Origin of the sequence: Bradyrhizobium sp. 154 (assembly GCF_023073875.1) — a bacterium.
In the GTDB taxonomy this organism is placed as follows: Bacteria; Pseudomonadota; Alphaproteobacteria; order Rhizobiales; family Xanthobacteraceae; genus Bradyrhizobium.
In genome coordinates this window covers 1-18753 of record NZ_JADPKG010000074.1, presented here as the reverse complement: position 1 = coordinate 18753, position 18753 = coordinate 1, and the positions used below count along the sequence as shown (strand labels likewise).

The following is an 18753-nucleotide window of genomic DNA, read 5'->3' as shown; positions in this document are numbered from 1 at the left end:
TGCTGGCGGCGCAGTTCGAGAGCTTGCGCGACCCGCTGGTGATCATGATCTCGGTGCCGATGGCGATCGTCGGCGCGCTGATCCCGCTGTTCTTCGGCGCGGCGACCATGAACATCTACACTCAGGTCGGCCTGCTGACGCTGGTCGGGCTGATCACCAAGCACGGCATCCTGATGGTGGAGTTCGCCAACGAGCTCCAGATGAATGAACGGCTCGACCGCCGCTCGGCCATCGAAATGTCCGCGCGTATCCGCCTGCGGCCGATCCTGATGACCACGGCCGCGATGGTGACGGGCCTGATCCCGCTCCTGACTGCGACCGGCGCGGGCGCGGCCAGCCGCTTCTCGATCGGCCTCGTGGTCGTCGCCGGCATGTCGATCGGCACGCTGTTCACGCTGTTCGTGCTGCCCGCGGTCTACGTCGTGCTGGCGACCGACCACCGCGCCGCGGCTGATTCCGAGCGGAACAAGCAGGTCAACGATCTCGATCTCGATCTTGGCTCCAAGGCGCTGCGGCCGACCTGAGGCGGGTTCAATCGAAGCCGAAAAGCGGCAATGGCAATCGCTGTTGCCGCTTTTTTGTTATGCCGTGCTAGTCTCCCGCCGGGTGTCGTTGTGCCCCGGCACGGACATCATGATGAGGCGCCGCGAATTCCTGGGCGGGCTCGGTTCTGTCACGCTGCTGCGGCCGTTTGCGGCAGCAGCGCAGGCGGGCAAGGTCTATCGGCTCGCGACAGTGACGCCGAACGCCCCGGCCACCGAAACCAGCCCGGCGGGCCAGATCCTGATCAAGGTGTTGGGCCAGCGCGGTTTCGTCCTCGGTCAAAACCTGACCTTCGAGCCGCGCGGGGCGATGGGCGATGTCGCAAAGCTTCCCGGGCTGGTTGCCGAACTGAAGACGCACCACGCTGATGTGATCGTGATCATCGGCTAGCCGACCGCAATGGCTGCCAAAGCGACGGGCATTCCCACCGTGACCGGTCGCTTCCGTCCTTGAACGGGGAAGCGTGGTTGGGCGTACATTGCTCGATGGCAAGACGGTCCACGTCCCGGATGTGCAGGCCGACCCCGAATTTGCGCCCTCGTCCGCGCCGAAGGCGCTCTAACCTACGTACGATGCTTGGGGTGCCTCTGCTCCGAGAGGGGCTTACCGATTGGGGTGTTCGTCCTGCCGATCAGGAAGTCGGCAGTGAGATACCGATCAGCGAAACCGCCTGGAATAATTTGGCTCGCTACGGCGCTCTGGAGGGCGCGCTTCGCGAGCGGCTTGCTCGAACTCGCGGCAGCTGATTCGGGAGACACTAGGGTGCGTTTCGGTAACATTATCATCTGAGGCAATATGAGGGGGCAGTTCCGAATGGCGTTTGACAGGCGCGCCGCATCGACACAGTCCCAACGAGCGCTGAATTCACCGATCCGGCCCGTCATATTCCGCCCAACAATCGGTCGTCTCGTACACCCTCACGCTCGAGAGTTGCGCAAGGCGCAGTTTCGCGTGCTGCCAGATCCAGATGGCGATATTTTCCACCGTCGGATTTTCCAGTCCCGGGACTTCGTTCAGGCAATGGTGATCGAGCTTCTTTAGAAGAAGACCGAACGCTTCTTCCATGTTGAAGACATCCATTACGAACCCGGTGTGCGGATCGACGGGCCCGTTCAGCACGACCTCGACGCGATAGGAATGACCGTGCGTCCGATGACACGATGTGTCTGCGGGACGTTTGGAAGTCGGTGCGCTGCCTCGAACTTAAATACCTGAGATATCTTCATCTGATGCCGGGATGTTTGTGGGATTGCACGCTGATTCGACATTTCCGATGAGCGAGGCATTACGCGACGGCTTGCCGCATGTGGTCGACGGCGTCAGGGCCGTCTCGTGGGCCGAAGCAGAAATCGTCCGAGCTCCCTCTCATCGAACCGCCGGCATAGCTTCCGGCTGCGGCTACACGAATTTTCGTGTCCGCGAGTGATGGCCAGCGCGGCGCGATTTGCTGACGCAAATCCAGTTACCACGCCGGCCGGGACCAGCAGCCTGCCGTTCGTCTCGATCGCGACAAGGAACCCGAGATCATGGAGCGCTTGCATGAGATCGTCGCCGAACCACAACTGTGGTTCTGGGCACGTTTCTTGCGTGTGCCATGCAGACGATGGAGCGTCTACTACAAGATCCGGTAGATGCCAAAGCCAACTTGTCGCCCTAGGGTCCGGCCGCGTTCCCCGCCGATCATCATCGAGGAAAAGAAATGAACGCTACCCATGAGAAGTCAACAAAGGGCAGAACGGCACAATATGACTGGCAGAACCTGGGTGGCTACCCACGAACACCTCAATCAGGATCCTCGTTGTTCTGACTTAAGAGCCGCAGAAGGCTACGATTGGCGGAGGCGTATGCCTAGGGGAAAATCGACCAACGCAAAAATCAGCTTGTGAAACGTCAAATGGATCCACGCGATCACGGCGATCGATGGGCGCAGATAAACTTATGTACACTGTGCAAGAGCAGCTCCGGCGAGGGTTGCGCTGAGTACGCGATCAGCGAATTTGGAGAAGCTCGCGACACGTTCATCCATGAATGAGCCGGATACAGAATTCGCGCTCGAGAGCGAGCGAAATTTGATGCCACAGAAGAAACAGCACATCGATCTATCGGACCCGAATCTCTCAAGCCTTATCCTGCGGCTCGCCATTCCATCTGTTGTTGGGTTATCGATCCATGCGTTACAGCAGGTCGTCAATGCGATCTTTGTTGGCGCACTTGGCGCGCAGGCGATCGCAGCTGTGAGCATGACCTTGCCGATCATGGTCCTGCTCGCGGCAGCCGGACAGGGGATCGGTGTTGGAACGGCGTCCTTCATATCTCGTCATCTGGGCGCTCGTGAGTACCTAGAGGCGAGTCGAGGCGCAAGTACAGCTCTCGCGCTCACCGCTCCGACTGGTATCATAGTTACCGTCGCTCTGCTTCCAAGTCTGCCAGCGATATTCGCAACCCTCGGAGCGACTCCAACCATCATGCCCGTGGCGCTCGACTACGCGGGAACGCTTTTGTTCGGGAACACCCTGATGCTTCTAAACATCGTCAGCGGGTTCATTGTCAGAGCCGAAGGCGATACGCGATTCAGCATGTGGGCAATGCTTACCGGGTTTCTACTGAACGCTGTGCTTGACCCCGTCTTCATATTCTTGTTTGACCTTGGTGTGCGTGGCGCAGCCCTCGCCACGCTGGTATCGCAGATCGCTGCTATTGGACTCTATATCGCGTATTTTACGAAGCTTGGCGGGACAGTTCTCGTCAGGATATCTCACATATCATTGCGAGCAGATCGCATCAGACAGCTCGTGTCGGTGGGCGCGCCAGCGACAATGACGAGTATCTTATCGGCACTTGCGGTTATGCTCTTGTACGGAGCTGCTGCACCGTTCGGCGATGATTCCATCGCCGCAGTTGGAATAGCTGTGCGAATCTTGATGGTCGGCGCACTGCCTATCACCGGGTTCTGCATAGGCGCTCAAGCTGTCCTGGGTTTCGGTTGGGGCGCACGCGACTATGTTCGTATTCTGAAGGCTGCGAAGTTCATGCTCTTCGTGACGGTCGCATTCTCCATCGCGTATTCTGCGGCCGTTGTGGTTTTTGCAAGGCCTTTGGTGACCCTATTTAGCGATAACGAGAATGTCGCGGAAATAGCCGTCTCGTCCTGCATCGTGTTTCATCTCTTCTTTGGACTGTTTGGGGTTCAGAGTTTCGTGACGGCAATGCTCCAGGCGTTTGGGAGAGCACGCCTCAGTGCAATTGTGGCCCTGGCGAGGCAGGGCTATCTCTTCATACCGGCCGTACTGTTATTCCCGGTGGTTGCGGGTTTCGATGGACTGTTAGCTAGTCAAGCAATCGCTGAGCTGGGCGCCGGAATGATCGCTCTGTTCGTCATGTTCCACCAGTTCGGTGAGCTCAGACGAGCGCTCCAGCACCGTGGTTCAAAAGCGATCGGGATAGCGGGTTGACCTTAGAACGGATGTCATCGAGCCCCGTCCCGGCCACCGATCTCGCAGCCGCCGCGCGCTCCTGACAAGCTCGCGGCAAGATGCGCTGCCAGTGGGCACGGATTTCGCGGGCTCGCGGGCGTGCGATCGGCACGGTCCTTTCCAGCGGTGCTCCTCGCACTCGCGGATCGCACCGGCTCGCCTAGCGGACGGATCGGGCAGTTCGGCGAGCGATAGCCGATGTGCTCCCGCTCGCCAGGCGGGGTGCCTTTTTGCGAGCTCGGTTGGCGGGGCGGCAAGGGCTCTACGCGCGAAAGGCTCGGCTTTAGCAGAGTGGGTGGTTTCTGCGCTTATGCAGGTTTGTCTCTTAACCCGGTCTTTGGAGCTGACTTGAATGCCGCCGCTATGGGTCGACACTTCGCAGGATGCTCTTGAATTTTCGCCTGCCACGATTCGCTGTTGGGCCGTCGTGGCCGCCTCGGTCAATCTCGCTTTCATCGCATTGGTCATATTTTTGGCGTGACCGCGAGACGCAATCTTGCTGATTGGATTAGTTGTCTCGCCCACATCTGAAACGCGCAACACGCACTAGGGAGCTCGGTGCTCTGAAGCACAAGCAGTCCGATGTTTCATATCCAGCCTCAGGAGCTATCGTGACTGTCTACACTGGGCCAGGGTTTGAGATGGCCGTAAAGCAATTCGAACTGATCGCGAATTATCTGGGGGATACCAGACGACGTGAGACCCCGCCTGCTGATGCCCGAAGCGATCTGTCACGGTGTCGTGCCCAATTCACCGTGACGGCACAACGGCGGTTTTTGAAGGCTCTCGGGTGCAGCACCTTACACTTGGCCCTACTAAAGGGGCACCAGATTCGGGCCAACCGTCGACCTTGGCGAAGTTGCAGCGCTCGCGATCTGGATGAGCTGGAAGTGTGCCCTGGTCGGATTGCCATATGGCGGCGCCAAGGGCGGAATTAACGTCGACCCTTCTAGCTTGTCGAACCGTGAGCTTCAGACTCTGTCGCGCCGGTATATGCTGGAAATGATCCCGTTTGTTGGGCCGCACACAGATGTCATAGCTCCCGATCTTGGAACAAACGAGCAGATCATGGCGTGGTTCGTGGATATCTACTCGATGTATCAGGGCCAAACCGTCACCGAGATCGTGACTGGCAAACCTGTCAGCGCTGGCGGAACGCTCGGTCGCCGCGAAGCCACAGGTGGGGTGTGGCTCATTTGGTTTGCCGCGCAGCGGACGAGCTCAAAATCCCACTCAATGGCGCCAACAGCCGTTGTTCAAGCTTTGGAAATGTCGGTTCGATCACCGCACTCGAGCTACACAAAATGGGAGCGAAAGTGATCGCGGTCAGCGATCACACGGGCGCGCTTTATCGACCTCGGGGCTCGATATACCACAGCTGGTCGGACATGCTGCCTCGCAAGGTAGCCTGGATGGCTACTCCAGCGAGCTTGCTCTAGACCCAGGCGAGTTGCTGACGATCCCGTGTGACGTGCTTGTTCCGGCTGCCTGGAACGGTGCATCGAGGCCGAAATAGCCAGTAGGAAGGCCATCAGGAGGAGATCTTCCTCATCTCCGATATTCTCTGCAACTCGGGCGGTGTCGTGGTGAGCTACTTTGAATGGGTGCAGGACCTCCAGCGACTGTTCCGGGAAGAGGAGGAAGTCACGCGTAGGGAGTATCAACTTTTGGACCGTGCTTTCGAGCGCGTCATGCGCGAAGCAAACGTGAAAACCTGTTCAATCGCACGGCAGCCATGGCGATAGGTGTCGAGCACTTTCGCGGAGCAAAAGAAACACGCGGACCGTTTCCCTAGTAGTGTAGTCTCGCTGAATGTCTTTGTTGTCAGTTCGATATGTCGGGCCGATGACAGACCGGAGTTTCTGCACCCTAGGCCCAGGTGGGTCGCCGCCGAAGTTCACGGTGGCGGCCCCTTCTTTACTAGTGAATGAGTGCGTGCGTCTTACGAATCGCCCGTCGATCAGAATTGAACCTCGTTTTCGCCCGTCACACTTCGTGAATCGTCCTACAAGGGCAAATCTTTGCGGGGCTTGTTGAAGTTGCCGACTCCAGCCTGGCGCCGCTTCCACGTTTCTATCAGCTGCTCGACAGTACCTGACTACTATTTGGCGGCGGACTCCACCGTAAACCCGCCGCCCGCGGGCCAGGCCGGTAATGACTTCCACCTTCGAAAACGTCTCGGACGGTTCAAGGTACTTCTGCTAGGGAAACGCGTACGGCTTCAGGATGCTCGTCCAGGAAGGCTGGAGTTTGTAGCTTGACTACGGCGGGGGCCTTTTCAGTTGACCTTGTAAGAGGCCTGAAAGAACGTACCCCAGCGCTCCATGCTAAACTTCGAAAACACAGTCGCAGTGGTTCCCCGATAACAGCCTGTGCATATCGTTTCGCTGTCCTTTTGGGTCCACATTGCCCAATAGCGCCCGCCGACGCCGATGCTGAGATTATTGGTGATGAAGTAGGACAACACGCCTTCGACCTGTACACCCCCGCCTCCGTTCCCGCGTTGATCAGCGAAGGTAGTCGTCGGGCGCAAGAGATGGTGGTCGCGACCAGCGAAATCGGTCCAAGGCAGGTAAGCGACATCCGTGCTTAAACGCCAACGCTCGGTAAGCATGGTTTCGGCGCTCAGGCCGACGCGAGGTGCATTCCACTGCGTATTCTGGCTGCCAATGATTTGATCAGCGGACGCCCGGCATAGTGTCATGGGGTTGGCAATCTGCATGCATCCCATCGTGTCGGAGTTCTGGGCGTAATAGGTCCAGCCGATAAATCCGCCGAGCTTGTAGTTGGCGCCGCGCAAAAATCGTAACCTACGTCGGCCGTGTAGTACGTGAACCTCCCGTTTGCCTGGCCCGATATCGTGTTGCTATAAGAGCTGCGAGGGATGCCCCAATCTTCATCGTTGAACTTTCCTTTATCGAAGCGCCCGATGCCCACGTTGCTCTTCAGGAACACTCCCCACAGGCTGTCAAGACGGCCAAATAATTCCCCGGAAAGTCTATCGAGGGCGTGGTAGGTGAGCCTTGATATAAGAATGTTAGGATCTTCAGTAGCGATCTCATAGGGAATAGCGCTGGCGTCCCATTGGAATCGTCCCCGGCTGACCCAGAGCCGCGATCCGCCTTCGAACGACTAACCGGCCGTGTAAGCAATCGGCGGCGCGCCGGCAGGTGCTTTCGCGTACAGCGGCGCATCGGACCATTGGGCCGCCCATGGGTCCGCGCCGAAATGGTAGTTCAACCCCATCTTTCCGATGTGATAGTTGCTGGACAGGCTCGTTGTGTTCGCCGGAAGAATTGCCAACGGCGGAAGCTGCACCGTCGGAGGCGTTGCGACACTTGGCCCACCGAAATGCAGATAGTCATACTCTACTTTGACCGACCATGCAGGCGTAAGCGCTTGCTCGATGCCCAGCCCGATGATGCCACCGACCTGACCATAGTCGAAATGAGTGTTCTCCTGTGGCTGCAGGCCATTATATTCGTTGTTATTGAGCGCGTTGGCCCGATTGTATTGCCAAGCCACGCCTCGCTTGACATAGGCCAGCGTATGGCCGAGAGCGCCGAACGAGTAACCGACGCGGCCGGTCCCGGTTGCAAAGAGGTTTGGACTGCCGTGCAGTTTGCGCTCACAACAAAGCCCAAGGCGGCCAGGCAAGTATTTGTGCCATCGGAGACAGCACGGCTGGCATCTAGTTCGACGCCAAACACCCAGCCGTTCTTCTGCCAATTGTAGCCGATCTGGCCTCCTACGAGGAACACGGGGGTATCGACGACGCCGCCATAGATTGACGGACCGTAGGGATTGCTGAAGGAGGTTCGGCCGTACCCACCGCCGATGTGCCCGCCAATATAGCCTCCGGACCAGCTCCACACCACGGGTGGCAGTTTCACTTCCGGCTCAAGGTCCGCCGCTTTGGCTGCACCGCTTGCGATGAGCGCAATTGTTGTGGCTCCCGAAAGAAGAACTCCAGATTACATCCAATACTTCCCTGCATTTTCTCGGTCTACAACCGAGCGCCCTTACTTATCGCCGCAGCAAGCCGTCGGGGCGGACCAGACGCTAACGGCGATGCGCGCCGAGTCCGTCCCGAAGACCATCGCACTGCGATTGGTAATGATGACGGGACCAACGCAAACCTCGTGCCGAAGAGAGTTCGAGGCTCTGCAGGCACTCCGTAAGGTGTGTAGCGTCAAGTTGCTGACATTTGTCTCGAGACTGACAGTCTGCGCTGCTATCGTCCGACAGGACGTTGCGCTTCGAACAGTTGTCCCATCGCCCCTCAATACGCGGAACGCGCGTTAATGTAGGGCATTCAACTCCGCATCGTTCAGCGCGGTGATCGAGGAAGCGCTGCTTGGCGTCATCTGTCCCGGGGCGATCGCCGCTGCAATCGCGGCCGCCAAGAGAGCTAAGGAACGGCGGGATCAGGTGCGTGATGCTCTCCGCCGACATCATCCAGCCGTGCGCCAACTGGTGCTGATCGCCAGCGACGATCTCATTGCCGGCCTCCTCAATCGCAATGGCCTCAACACCGGCAACGGCAATCGCGTACCCGCGAGCGCGTCACATCAATGCGCTCAAACAACCACATCCCGGTGTTTAAGCCTGCCGATGGCGGAGTAGTGTGGTCGCCGCCGGGCCGTGTCCCCGTTGGTCTGCTTCACCGGCAGATCGAAATTGTACTCGTGGGGCCGGCAAAGCGCCTGTCGCGCGCCGCCCAGTTCCTCGACCTTGTCGAACACCATCTTGATCGCTTCCTGGACACGCCGATCCGGGTCTTTCACATAGCGGTCGCCGGCCTTCATGAAGCCGACGGGCGCTGCCACAACCAACTCGCCCCCGGCGCGCCTTCTATTAGCGTGCCGAGAGCGAGGGCTGGCGCAACAGATCCGGTTCGTACTCGTTGAGGCTGCCGTTGAGCCCGAGCAGCAGGCGGTCGTTTCCATGCGTCGATGCGTAGATGGTCTCCTGATCGACCAGAACCGGTATCAACCACGCGGCACATCTCGATGAGTTGCTGCCAATCCCGACTGAAGATCGTCATCGAGCGCGTGCAGGATTGCGAGCGAAGCGCGAGACCTCGAGGGCGCAAACCGCACCAACTTACCAAGGCAAACTGCGCTCAGGAGAGGCCCTTGCGGCACCGCTGAGCTGTGCGTCATAAACGGAACGCTGCCATTGTAGCTCAGCGCTCGCTTGCAGGCAGCAGACCGGTCAGCGCTTTAGCCTCGGACTTCAGAACTACAATCGCAGCCTTCCGAGCATCTGCATCAAAGCGCGTCCGAATGGCGGAGACCGAGAGGGCGCCGCGCAATTGGCCATGAACGTCGATCACAGGCACAGCTGCGGCCGCGACCTCAGGATCCCGCTCGCCGATCGAGACGTAGGAGCCACGATCTCTGACCTTCTTTCCATCGGCTGATGCAGAATCGCGGTAGGCGGTAAGAACACGGCCGGCAGCGCCGCGGTCAATCGGCAATCGCTGACCCTCTTCGAGGTGATGCCGGACCGAACGCGGAGAATTGACGCGATAAAGGCAGATGCGCTCGTCGCCCTCCGCGATGTAGAAGGATGCGGTCTCTCCGGTTGCCTCGACCAGACGATGGAGAGAGGGTCTGATCAGGTCACCGAGGTCGAGCCCGCGCTGATAGAGCGCCCCAAGGCGCCATAGCTCCGGTCCGGGTCGAAATAGCCGGTCCGTACCCCGCACCAGGAAGCCATCCGCCTCCAGAGATGCGGCAAGGCGAAGGACTGTGCTCTTGTACAGGTCAGTCGCATCCGCAATCTCCGTCAGCGTCATCGCGGCGCGCTCCGGGTCGAACGCCTTAAGGATTGCCAGTGCCCGCGCGACCGCATCAACCCCTGTTCTTACCATCGATACCTCTGGTTCTGCTGTGCAGAACCAGTAGTCAGAATGACGCTAGGAGTCCAGCCAGCTAGCGCGAGGGCCATTCTGCACGTCAGAATACGATTGACTCCTCGTGAGAACGCGAGCTACTCGGTTCCAGGTGCCAGAACAAGTTCTATGGAGCGAAACAATGGGGCGGCCGGGACTTGCCGTGGACTTGCACGACGTCATGATTCGCTTTGGCGACTTCACGGCGGTCAAAAGCATGAACCTCCAGGTGGCCGAGACTGAATTCGTTGCAGTGGTGGGGCCGACCGGCTGCGGAAAATCGACCATTCTCAACACTGTCACCGGACTGCTGAAGCCCGCCGCCGGCGACGTTCGCATTTTCGGCAAGTCTCTTACGGGCCTGAACGGTCAGTCCGGCTACATGCTTCAACAGGAAGGGCTGCTGCCCTGGAAGACCGCCCAGGACAATGTCGGCCTCGGGCTCGTCTTTCAGGGCAGCTCGATCGCGAAAGCGCGCGAGCAGGCACGGCCCTGGCTCGCCAAGGTCGGATTGAAGGGATTCGAGGAGCGCTATCCGCATCAATTGTCCGGCGGCCAGCGCAAGCGCGTTGCGATGGCACAAACGCTGATCATGGAGCCCAAAATCGTTCTCATGGATGAGCCGTTCTCCGCGCTGGACGTTCACACACGCCGACTCATGCACCGCATCCTGCTCGACCTCTGGCAGGCGGACCGGCGCTCGCTCATCTTCATCACCCATGATCTCGATGAGGCGATCACGCTAGCGGACCGCGTCGTTGTGATGTCTGCCGGTCCCGCCAGCCGCATGGTTGCCGACGTCAGGATCACGCTGCCTCGTCCGCGCGATGTTTCTGCGCTGCAGACCACCGACGAATTCGTCGCGCTCTATCGTGAAATCTGGTCGCTGCTCGGCGCCGAAGTGGAGAAAAGCTATGTCACGCAGGGGTAGGGTCGCTCTCACGCAGTTCGCCATCCTCCTTGGCCTGATCCTGATCTGGGAATTGGGCGTGTGGTCCGGACTGATCGATCCCTTCTTCTTTCCGCCACCGTCGACACTTGTCGTAAGGATCGGTGAGTGGATGTCGATGGCGGACTTTTGGACCGATATTGGCATAACATTGCTGGAGACGGTCCTGTCGTTCCTGGCTGGCATCGGGATCGGCACTGCACTTGGTATCTGGCTGGGCTTAAGCCCGTTTGCTGCCGAAGTCGTTCAGCCCTTTATCAAGATGTTCAATGCAATCCCGCGGATCTTGCTTGGACCCATTTTCGTCATCTGGTTCGGATTGGGCCTCACCTCCAAGGTTGCGCTCGGCGTCACGTTGGTTCTATTCGTCGCATTCTTCAACACCTTCCAGGGCGTCCGCGAGGTCAATCCGGTCGTGCTGGCGAATGCCCGCCTGCTGCGTGCATCGAAGTCGTCCCTGCTACGGCACGTCTACCTGCCGTCGGCCACGACCTGGATTCTGTCGAGCCTGCGGGTGTCAGTCGGCATGGCCGTGATGGGAGCCGTGGTCGCCGAATATCTCGGCTCGTCCGCAGGATTGGGGCACTTAATTGCGCAGGCCGAAGGCGTCCTCGATGCGACCGGAGTGTTCGCAGGAATTGTCGTTCTCGCCGCCTTCGTCGTTGTCCTCGATGCCATCGTCGACTGCGCGGAAAAGCGGCTCCTGGTCTGGCGGCCGGCGCCTGCGCACGAAAGCTGATCGTACGCTCTCCCATCAATCATGGAGGTTCGCATGCACGTTTCCATAAGACTGACGCCGGTCGTGGCGCTGGCCGCATTCTCGGTCATTTTGGCGCATGCCACCGAGCCCGAGAAAACAAAATTGAAGATCGCCGTGGGGTCACAGATCCTCAACTATATGCCTGTCGAACTTGGAGTGAAGCTTGGCTCCTTTAAGGAAGAAGGCCTTGACGTTACCGTCGAGAACTTCCAGGCCGGTGGCTCAAAGGCTCTGCAGGCCCTGATCGGCGGCTCCGTCGACGGGACTATCGGCTTTTACGATCACACCATTCAGATGCAGGCGCAGGGTAAACAAATTTCCTGCGTGTTCCTGCTGAACGACATTCCCGGCGTCCTGCTCGGTGTCCGCAGCGACCTCGCCGACAAGGTCAGAACCGCCGCCGACCTGAAGGGTCTCAGGCTCGGGATCACGGCGCCGGGGTCATCGACGGAGACTATGGCGCGTTACTACATCAAGAAATCAGGATTGGGTCCACGCGATGTCAACATCATTGCCGTCGGCAGCGGCGCACCGGGCATGGTGGCGCTTGAGGCCATGAACGTCGATGCCCTGGTCTATTTCGATCCCATCGCGACGCTTCTCGCGCGCAAGAAGAGCGCGACAGCGCTGTTCGATGCGCGCACGATCGAAGGCTCAAAGCAGGCCTTCGGCGGATCCTATCCGACCGCGTGTCTCTACCTTCAGCAGTCCTTCATCGATAAAAATCCCGAAACGGTCCAGCGCCTGGTCAACGCCTTGCTCAAAACTCACCGCTGGATCAACGCAACGCCGACGGAGCAGCTCGTCGATACGATTCCTCCTGGTTACAAGACTGACAATCGCGAGGTGAATATCGAAATCATGAACGCATCGAAAGCGCTCTTCTCGCCAACCGGGCAGATGGACATTGAGGCGGCCAAGGTCCCGCTGGCTGTCCTGAGCGACTCTGATCCAAAAATCGCTGCCGCAAAGATCGACTTGAACAAAACCTTCACCAATCGCTTCGCGGAACGCGCCGCTCAACAACTGAAATAGCTGCTCGCAGACCAAGCCCTCACCATCGGATCACCTAAGGAAGGCTTCTTCAGATGTCTCTGCCGCTCACCGGCATCCGCGTCCTGGACCTGTCGAACGTGTTGGCCGGTCCGTTCTGCGGTTATCATCTCGCGCGTCTTGGCGCGGAGGTCATCAAAGTCGAAAATCCGAACGGCGGCGACCTCGCGCGGCGCCTCGGCGCCGATCCGCAAAGGGCAGAGCGCCTGCAGGGCCTCTCTTTTGTCGCGGTGAACGCCGGCAAGCAATCCGTGGCGCTGGACTTGAAGTCGGAATCGGGCCGCGAGGTATTCTTGCGGCTCGTCAAGGAAGCAGATGTGGTGCTCGAAAACTTCCGGCCGAAGGTGATGGAACGGCTTAGCCTAGGCTTTGATGTGCTCAGCAGGCAGAACCCGCGTCTGGTGTACTGCGCGATCTCCGGCTTTGGGCAGAGCGGGCCGTGGTCCGCCCGTCCTGCCTATGACCAGATCGTTCAGGGTCTGTCTGGTGCCATGAGCGTCACTGGCGATATGGCCTCGGCTCCCCTGCGCACGGGCTTTCCGATCTCCGACACGATTGCGGGACTGACTGCTGCCTTTGCCATCGCCGCAGCTCTGGTCGACCAGCGGCATAGCGGCCGCGGTCGGTTCATTGACGTGTCCCTGCTCGAAGCCACCGTCGCAGCGATGGGATGGGTCGTCTCCAACCACCTGAACGCTGGTGTCGAGCCGCAACCCATCGGCAACGAGAACTTCACCGCGGCTCCCTCCGGCACGTTCCGCACCGCAACAGGCCCGCTGAACATTTCCGCCAACGAGCAGAAGCAGTACCAAGCCCTATGCGACCTGATTGGCCGACCGGACCTGAAGACGGATCCACGCTTTGCTGGGCGCGAGATGCGCAAGGTCAATCGCGCAGCGCTGAACACGGAGTTGAACAAGGCGTTGGGTTGCAAGCCCGCTGACGAATGGGAGGCCCAAATGAATCTGGCTGGAGTCCCCGCAGGCTGCGTGCTGACGGTCTCGCAAGTTTTGCAGCAGCCACAGCTCCTCGAGCGCGGATTCGTCGAGACTTTGGCCCCAGAACAAGACGGTGCGCAGCCGTTACGAATCACGCGGCCGGGCTTCCGGCTGGATGAGGAGTTTTCGGTGCCTTCACCACCTGCGACGCTCGGAGCAGACACCGAGCGATGGTTGCAGCGGCTCGGCTATTCGAATGCGGAGGTCGAGCAACTGGTCTCAAGCCGGGCCGTCGGGACACCAAAGCAAGGAGGGGCTGATTTCCTGCCCGTCCGCGTGGCCGCGGACGGACCAATATCATGATATTCGACGGCTTGCGGCGGTTGGCAATCGGCAGGTTGAAGGGGCGGAACCGGAAATGAGCGAAGAAGAATTGCGACAGCAAGCGGCCCGTTGGTGGCGAACCTCCATCTGCGACATCGCGCCCGGTCGCATCGCCTATCGGGGTTATCCAATCGAAGATTTGATCGGCCGGATTTCCTTTCCCGCCATGATCTGGCTGATGTTGCGCGGCGATCTGCCGACGCCAGCGCAGGAGCGGCTATTGCAAGCTGCGCTGGTCGCGTCCGTTGACCACGGTCCGCACGCGCCCTCCATCGCAATTGCGCAAATGGCGGTGAGCTGCGGGCTGCCCCTGAACGGTGCGATGGCCTCCGCGATCAATACACTCGATGACGTGCACGGCGGAGCAGGGGAGCAGGCGGTCGAACTCTACGAAGATGTGCTGCGGAGGCGCGATGGCCTAGAGATCGGCGAGGCCGCGGCCGCCGCAATCGACCATTTCACCGCAAGGCGCGGCAAATATCTGCCCGGCTTCGGCCACCGGTTTCATCCGGTCGACCCGCGCGCGGCACCGCTATTGGCGCTGGTGGATGACGCAGGTGCTGAGGGCAGTGTCAGCGGCGACTATGCCAAGGCCGCCCGCGCGATCGAGCGCGTGATGCAGCAGCGCAAGGGCAAACTCATCCCAGTGAACATTGATGGCGCGACCGCGGTCATTTATGGCGAGCTCGGCTTCGCGCCTCCGCTGGCGCGCGGCGTCTTCTGCCTGTCGCGCGCGGTCGGAATCCTGGCCCACGCCTGGGAACAGACCAGGCGCAAGGATCGTAACAAGGGACCGATGCCCAAGCAGTTTGGCTACAAATATGAGGGACAGCCGCGCCGCACGCTGGGAGGCGCGTCATGATGTATCTCGACAAGCCGCCTCAGCTGGTTGAGACCCGCGTGTTCTCGTCGATGCCGGCGGAATTTCGTCGCCCTGGTGTTTCCTCGAAATGGGCGGATGCCAACCGTGGGGGCCATCCGGTGGATTGTTTCATTGAGGGGCCGTCGTTCGACAAGTCCGGGAATCTCTACGTCGTCGATATCCCGCGGCCGCATTTTTCCGGATTTCGCCCGGCGGCATTTGGTCTCTGATAATCGAATATGACGGCTGGCCGAATGGTCTGAAGATCGCACCTGATGGCCGGGAGCTGGTGGCCGATTAAATGAACGGCCTCATGGAGCTCGATCCGCAGCGGGATACTATCAGCCCGCTTCTGGGGCACCGCAATTCCGAGTCCTTCAGAGGCTGCAACGACCTGCATATCGCGACCAGCGCCGACATCTATTTCACCGATCAGGGGCAAACTGGATTGCACGATCCGACCGGCCGGGTGTTCCGACTGTGTTCTGACGGCCGGCCCGATTGCCTGATTTCGAACGAGTCAAGCCCGAACGGGCTGGTGCTCAGTCCCGACGAGGCCGTGTTGCTCGTTGCAATGACGCGCGACAACAGCATCTGGCGCGTGCCGCTGATGCGTGACGGTGGGGTTGTGGAGGTGGGACGGTTCAGCTTGTTCTTCGGGACCAGCGATCCTGACGGGCTGACGATGATCAAAAAGGGCGGCTCTTTGTCGCGCACGCCTCCCTCGGCCACGTCTTCGTCATGGCGCCGAACGGCGAAACGATCGCCCGCATCAAGTCCTGCGCTGGGGCGACCTGCACGAACCTCGTATTGGAGCGGCAAACGGCACATTGCTCATTACGGAATCCTCTACCGGATCAGTGTTGATGGCTGATCTCGCTCACTTTCCTTGAACGTTCGCCAGCAGGAGTGACAAGGTGGTACCGAATCCTTTTACGCGACGGTCCACCGAATCAAGATGCAGGAAGGAGCCCGGTAGATGATTGGCTTGCCAGTTGCCGAGGCATTGTACTTGGCGACGAATGGATCGCATTTGTGTGCGGTGATCCGAAACTGGCGTCAGTAAGTCGCATTGTGTGGGAAGCACGAAAGAACGACTCGGCCATCGTTTGTAAGGCTGGGGTCGGGCTTCGCCCCCAACGGGTCGCCGCCGACCTGGCTCCGCGCCTTTTAGCCGGGCAGGTTTCGGCTCGCGGTCCACGAGCCTTGAGAAGACCATGGTATCGCTTCGCACCATGAAGAACGATTTGATGGCTGATACCCGCCAAGAAGGTCGAAGAGGTAATCCGCTCGCAGTAGGAGTAAGCACCGCATCAGCGTCGAGGTTCTCGATCATCCTCGGCCGCGACGCACTGTCATAGCCTCTTGCGCGCGCGCAATCCTCCAACCCGATATCCCCTCTCCTCGTGGAAACGGCGTACCCGTTGTAAAGCTGGATAGCCATCGGGGGCAACGCAACCTCAATCATCTGCCAGCCTCGGCGCTTCGCCTCCGAATGTACCGCCTCGAGCAGATGCCGACCGTGGTCAGAGCTTCGGAAGTCGCGAGAAATCCATAGCTCCTGAAGCACACCGTACGCTCCGGCTGCTCTCACGGCCCGTACGGCCGAGGTGGCAGCGACCCCTACAATCTGCCGGGTGGCTTGTTCCTCGATGACAAAAATGAAGCCTCTTCGGGATCCTGAATCAGGCGCAAAGCAGCCTGCTTCGCGCCTTCAAGGCTGAACTCTGGTCCGGGGCCACCTAATTCAGAAAGTAGCTTTCCGACGGCTTCTGCGATCGCGTTCTCATCTCCTGGCACGCTTTGCGCAAAGCCGTGCCCCCGTGGGGCAGGCCTTGCGCTTCAGCGACAACACGAACACCCGTCAGTTAGTCCCTCCAGTCCCTCTTGAGGATATCCATGCTTCAGAAGGATACAGAAAACGCAACTGAGAGCAACTATCAAGCTCGATAGGGAATAGGACGTCCGCACTCGCTATCAGCAACAGAGGTGAGGTAAGTGCAAGCTGTTGCCGTTCTCAGAATCGACTGCGGCTTGACTTGCTGCGAACTCATGATGGACTTCCTTCGATTGGAAAGGAAGTCCACGAGACGGCACATTCGCGCGTGGGCAGGCCGGCCATGAAGATCAAACATTTCGTAAGAGTGATTTCCGATCATCACTCACGAGCGACTCGATTCAGTAGATCTTGCGGCATGGTAATTGCCGTGCCATAGGGCGCATCAGCTCGGCGCGTCCGAAGGTGAGATTCCCCACACTCGTGTGCGTCACTCGTACAAAGTTGCGCGAGGCGGGAGAGGTATCATACGCTTGCGCCCGACAAGATCGTCTGAACAACATCGCGAAAGATTTTGCACGCTAATGCACTATCTTAAGCTTACCTCGAAGAATCGAAAGATAATGGCAAGCACAGCTTGTTTACCTTCCCTCCTCGTTTAAGGGACCGTCACGGAACGGGAGTGGTTGCAATGGAGCATGGGCAGGCCGAACTAGTCGGAGGAAAACCTGTAATCTTCGGACAGCGTAAGGTGCGGCCGCGAGCGTGCGTGGCCGTCGGCAAGCGGCATCTGCGCGCCTTTCTTCGGGATGTGCTGGAGGATATGGGGTTTGTTATCAGCGAATGCGGGACTGCTGACGAGCTGTCGCACGTACTCGGCACGGACTTCCCTGATCTGATCCTGCTCGGCATTGGCTCGGATCGCATCGAGCCTGGACGATTGCTCGAGATACTCGTACGCGAAGGATTTGCAGGCGGAGTGCTGGCGTTCGGCGCCCGCGAGTCGATCATCATGACGGCAGTGCAGCAGGTCGGGGGCGAATATGGACTTGATATGCTGCCGCCGCTGAGGACGCCGTTTGCAGCCGAGACGCTGCGCGATCGGGTCGCCATGCTCTTGCCCAGAGAGCCGGCGCCCCGTCCCGCGGTCCATGTCGGGGAAGCCTTACACGCTGGCTGGCTTGAGCTCTGGTATGAGCCGAAGTTTGACGCGTGTACCCTCAGCCGCCGCGGCGCCGAGGCGCTTGTGCGAATGCGGCACCCGACCTGGGGCGTTGTTCCACCGGCCTATTTCATCGCGGAGGCTCACGATCCGCATTTTAGGGAGTTGTCGCAGTTCGTGATCGACCGCGCGGTCAAGGATTGGCAGTATCTTCTGGAGCAGCAAACTTCGATCGATCTCTCCATCAATCTCCCGGCAGCATTCCTGATTGACCCGCAAGCGGTACGCGATCTCTGTCAGCGCATGCCGTCGCACCCCGCTTTCGGCGGCTTGACGATTGAAATCGATAGCGAGGAAGCGATCCAGAACCTAGATCTCCTGATCGAGGTCGCGCGTGAGGTTCGCTTTCACAACATTGGCCTTGCAATCGACAATGTCGGCGCCAATTGGCCGCAGCTGATGGGGATGGAAAAATTCCCGTTCATGAAATTAAAAGTGGACCGGCAGTACGTCGCCGGTTGCGGAAATGGACCCCTGAAGCGAACGGTGTGCCGCCATATCGTCGATCTAGCTAAAGAGTACAGCGTGCGCACCGTCGCCGCAGGTGTGGAGAGCCACGCCGACCTGATCGCTGTGACCGAACTCGGCTTCGACCTTGCGCAGGGCCATCTGTTCGGAAAGGCCATGCCGCTGAAGCAATTTGCACAGTCATCTTTCAGCCCTGTTCCACTTCGTCCAAAATAGTTGCATGAGGAGTGGCTGAGCAGAGCCAGGCAAAGCGTACCAGCGCTCGCCCGCGCCGCGATGCCTACTCGGCACCAGGCATGCGGCTGACTGCAATTAAAGCGGAGTTAGTCGTCCGTGAAGAACCCTGAATTCAGGCTGGATTGATTTGGGGTCGGGCGAAGAGGATGGCCAGGATTTGCCACAACGAGAGCCTGAGCCAGCAGATC

The 18753-nt window shown here is 59.4% G+C and carries 14 protein-coding genes and 3 pseudogenes; 11 read left to right on the top strand and 6 right to left on the bottom strand.

The annotated features are described in order from the left end of the window. Both IVA92_RS18200 and IVA92_RS18195 read left to right on the top strand, forming a co-directional pair. The coding region (locus IVA92_RS18200) for an efflux RND transporter permease subunit (protein WP_247276708.1) at positions 1-524 on the top strand (524 nt) is incomplete at its 5' end. A gap of 109 nt (positions 525-633) precedes the next feature. Further along, positions 634-933: a hypothetical protein gene (locus IVA92_RS18195; protein WP_247276707.1), complete on the top strand. Its 300-nt coding sequence runs from the start codon at positions 634-636 to the stop codon at positions 931-933. Positions 934-1407: 474 nt separating this feature from the next. Here the strand turns inward: IVA92_RS18195 and queD are convergent. Beyond that, positions 1408-1769: pseudogene (gene queD, locus IVA92_RS18190) on the bottom strand (6-carboxytetrahydropterin synthase QueD). A 798-nt stretch (positions 1770-2567) separates the two neighbouring features. Between queD and IVA92_RS18185 the strand changes: the two are divergent. Beyond that, on the top strand, positions 2568-3995 hold the full coding sequence (locus tag IVA92_RS18185) for an MATE family efflux transporter (protein WP_247276706.1): 1428 nt from the start codon (positions 2568-2570) through the stop codon (positions 3993-3995). Positions 3996-4627: 632 nt separating this feature from the next. After that, positions 4628-5811: pseudogene (locus tag IVA92_RS18180) on the top strand (Glu/Leu/Phe/Val dehydrogenase). Between the two features lie 483 nt (positions 5812-6294). Here the strand turns inward: IVA92_RS18180 and IVA92_RS18175 are convergent. From IVA92_RS18175 to IVA92_RS18155, 5 genes are all read right to left on the bottom strand, one after another. After that, positions 6295-6816, bottom strand: a complete 522-nt coding sequence (locus tag IVA92_RS18175) for a hypothetical protein (RefSeq protein ID WP_247276705.1) — start codon at positions 6814-6816, stop codon at positions 6295-6297. Between the two features lie 332 nt (positions 6817-7148). Beyond that, positions 7149-7673, bottom strand: a complete 525-nt coding sequence (locus IVA92_RS18170) for an outer membrane beta-barrel protein (protein ID WP_247276704.1) — start codon at positions 7671-7673, stop codon at positions 7149-7151. Positions 7674-8596: 923 nt separating this feature from the next. After that, positions 8597-8845: a hypothetical protein gene (locus IVA92_RS18165; protein WP_247276703.1), complete on the bottom strand. Its 249-nt coding sequence runs from the start codon at positions 8843-8845 to the stop codon at positions 8597-8599. A 28-nt stretch (positions 8846-8873) separates the two neighbouring features. Next, positions 8874-9011 carry a hypothetical protein gene (locus IVA92_RS18160; RefSeq protein WP_247276702.1) on the bottom strand — a complete coding sequence of 46 codons (138 nt, stop codon included), beginning with the start codon at positions 9009-9011 and terminating at the stop codon, positions 8874-8876. Positions 9012-9204: 193 nt separating this feature from the next. After that, the gene (locus IVA92_RS18155) at positions 9205-9894 is read right to left on the bottom strand and encodes an IclR family transcriptional regulator (RefSeq protein WP_247276701.1); all 690 of its coding nucleotides are present in this window, start codon (positions 9892-9894) and stop codon (positions 9205-9207) included. Between the two features lie 163 nt (positions 9895-10057). Between IVA92_RS18155 and IVA92_RS18150 the strand changes: the two genes are divergently transcribed. The 7 genes and pseudogenes from IVA92_RS18150 (at position 10058) to IVA92_RS18120 (ending at position 18544) form a co-directional block, all read left to right on the top strand. Beyond that, a complete protein-coding gene (locus IVA92_RS18150; protein WP_247276700.1) occupies positions 10058-10846 on the top strand; it encodes an ABC transporter ATP-binding protein in 789 nt (262 codons plus the stop codon). Then, complete coding sequence (locus tag IVA92_RS18145) at positions 10830-11603, top strand: ABC transporter permease (RefSeq protein WP_247276699.1); 774 nt, start codon at positions 10830-10832, stop codon at positions 11601-11603. Before IVA92_RS18150 ends, IVA92_RS18145 begins: the two co-directional genes overlap by 17 nt. 33 nt (positions 11604-11636) lie before the next feature. After that, positions 11637-12659: an ABC transporter substrate-binding protein gene (locus IVA92_RS18140; RefSeq protein ID WP_247276698.1), complete on the top strand. Its 1023-nt coding sequence runs from the start codon at positions 11637-11639 to the stop codon at positions 12657-12659. 53 nt (positions 12660-12712) lie between these two features. Next, positions 12713-13978, top strand: a complete 1266-nt coding sequence (locus tag IVA92_RS18135) for a CoA transferase (RefSeq protein WP_247276697.1) — start codon at positions 12713-12715, stop codon at positions 13976-13978. A 55-nt stretch (positions 13979-14033) separates the two neighbouring features. Next, the gene (locus IVA92_RS18130; protein WP_247276709.1) at positions 14034-14861 is read left to right on the top strand and encodes a citryl-CoA lyase; all 828 of its coding nucleotides are present in this window, start codon (positions 14034-14036) and stop codon (positions 14859-14861) included. Continuing rightward, a pseudogene (locus IVA92_RS18125) lies at positions 14858-15754 on the top strand (SMP-30/gluconolactonase/LRE family protein). Before IVA92_RS18130 ends, IVA92_RS18125 begins: the two are co-directional and overlap by 4 nt. A 1575-nt stretch (positions 15755-17329) precedes the next feature. Continuing rightward, entirely contained in the window at positions 17330-18544 is a 1215-nt protein-coding gene (locus tag IVA92_RS18120; RefSeq protein ID WP_247276696.1) for an EAL domain-containing response regulator, read from the top strand. Positions 18545-18753 lie beyond the last annotated feature (209 nt).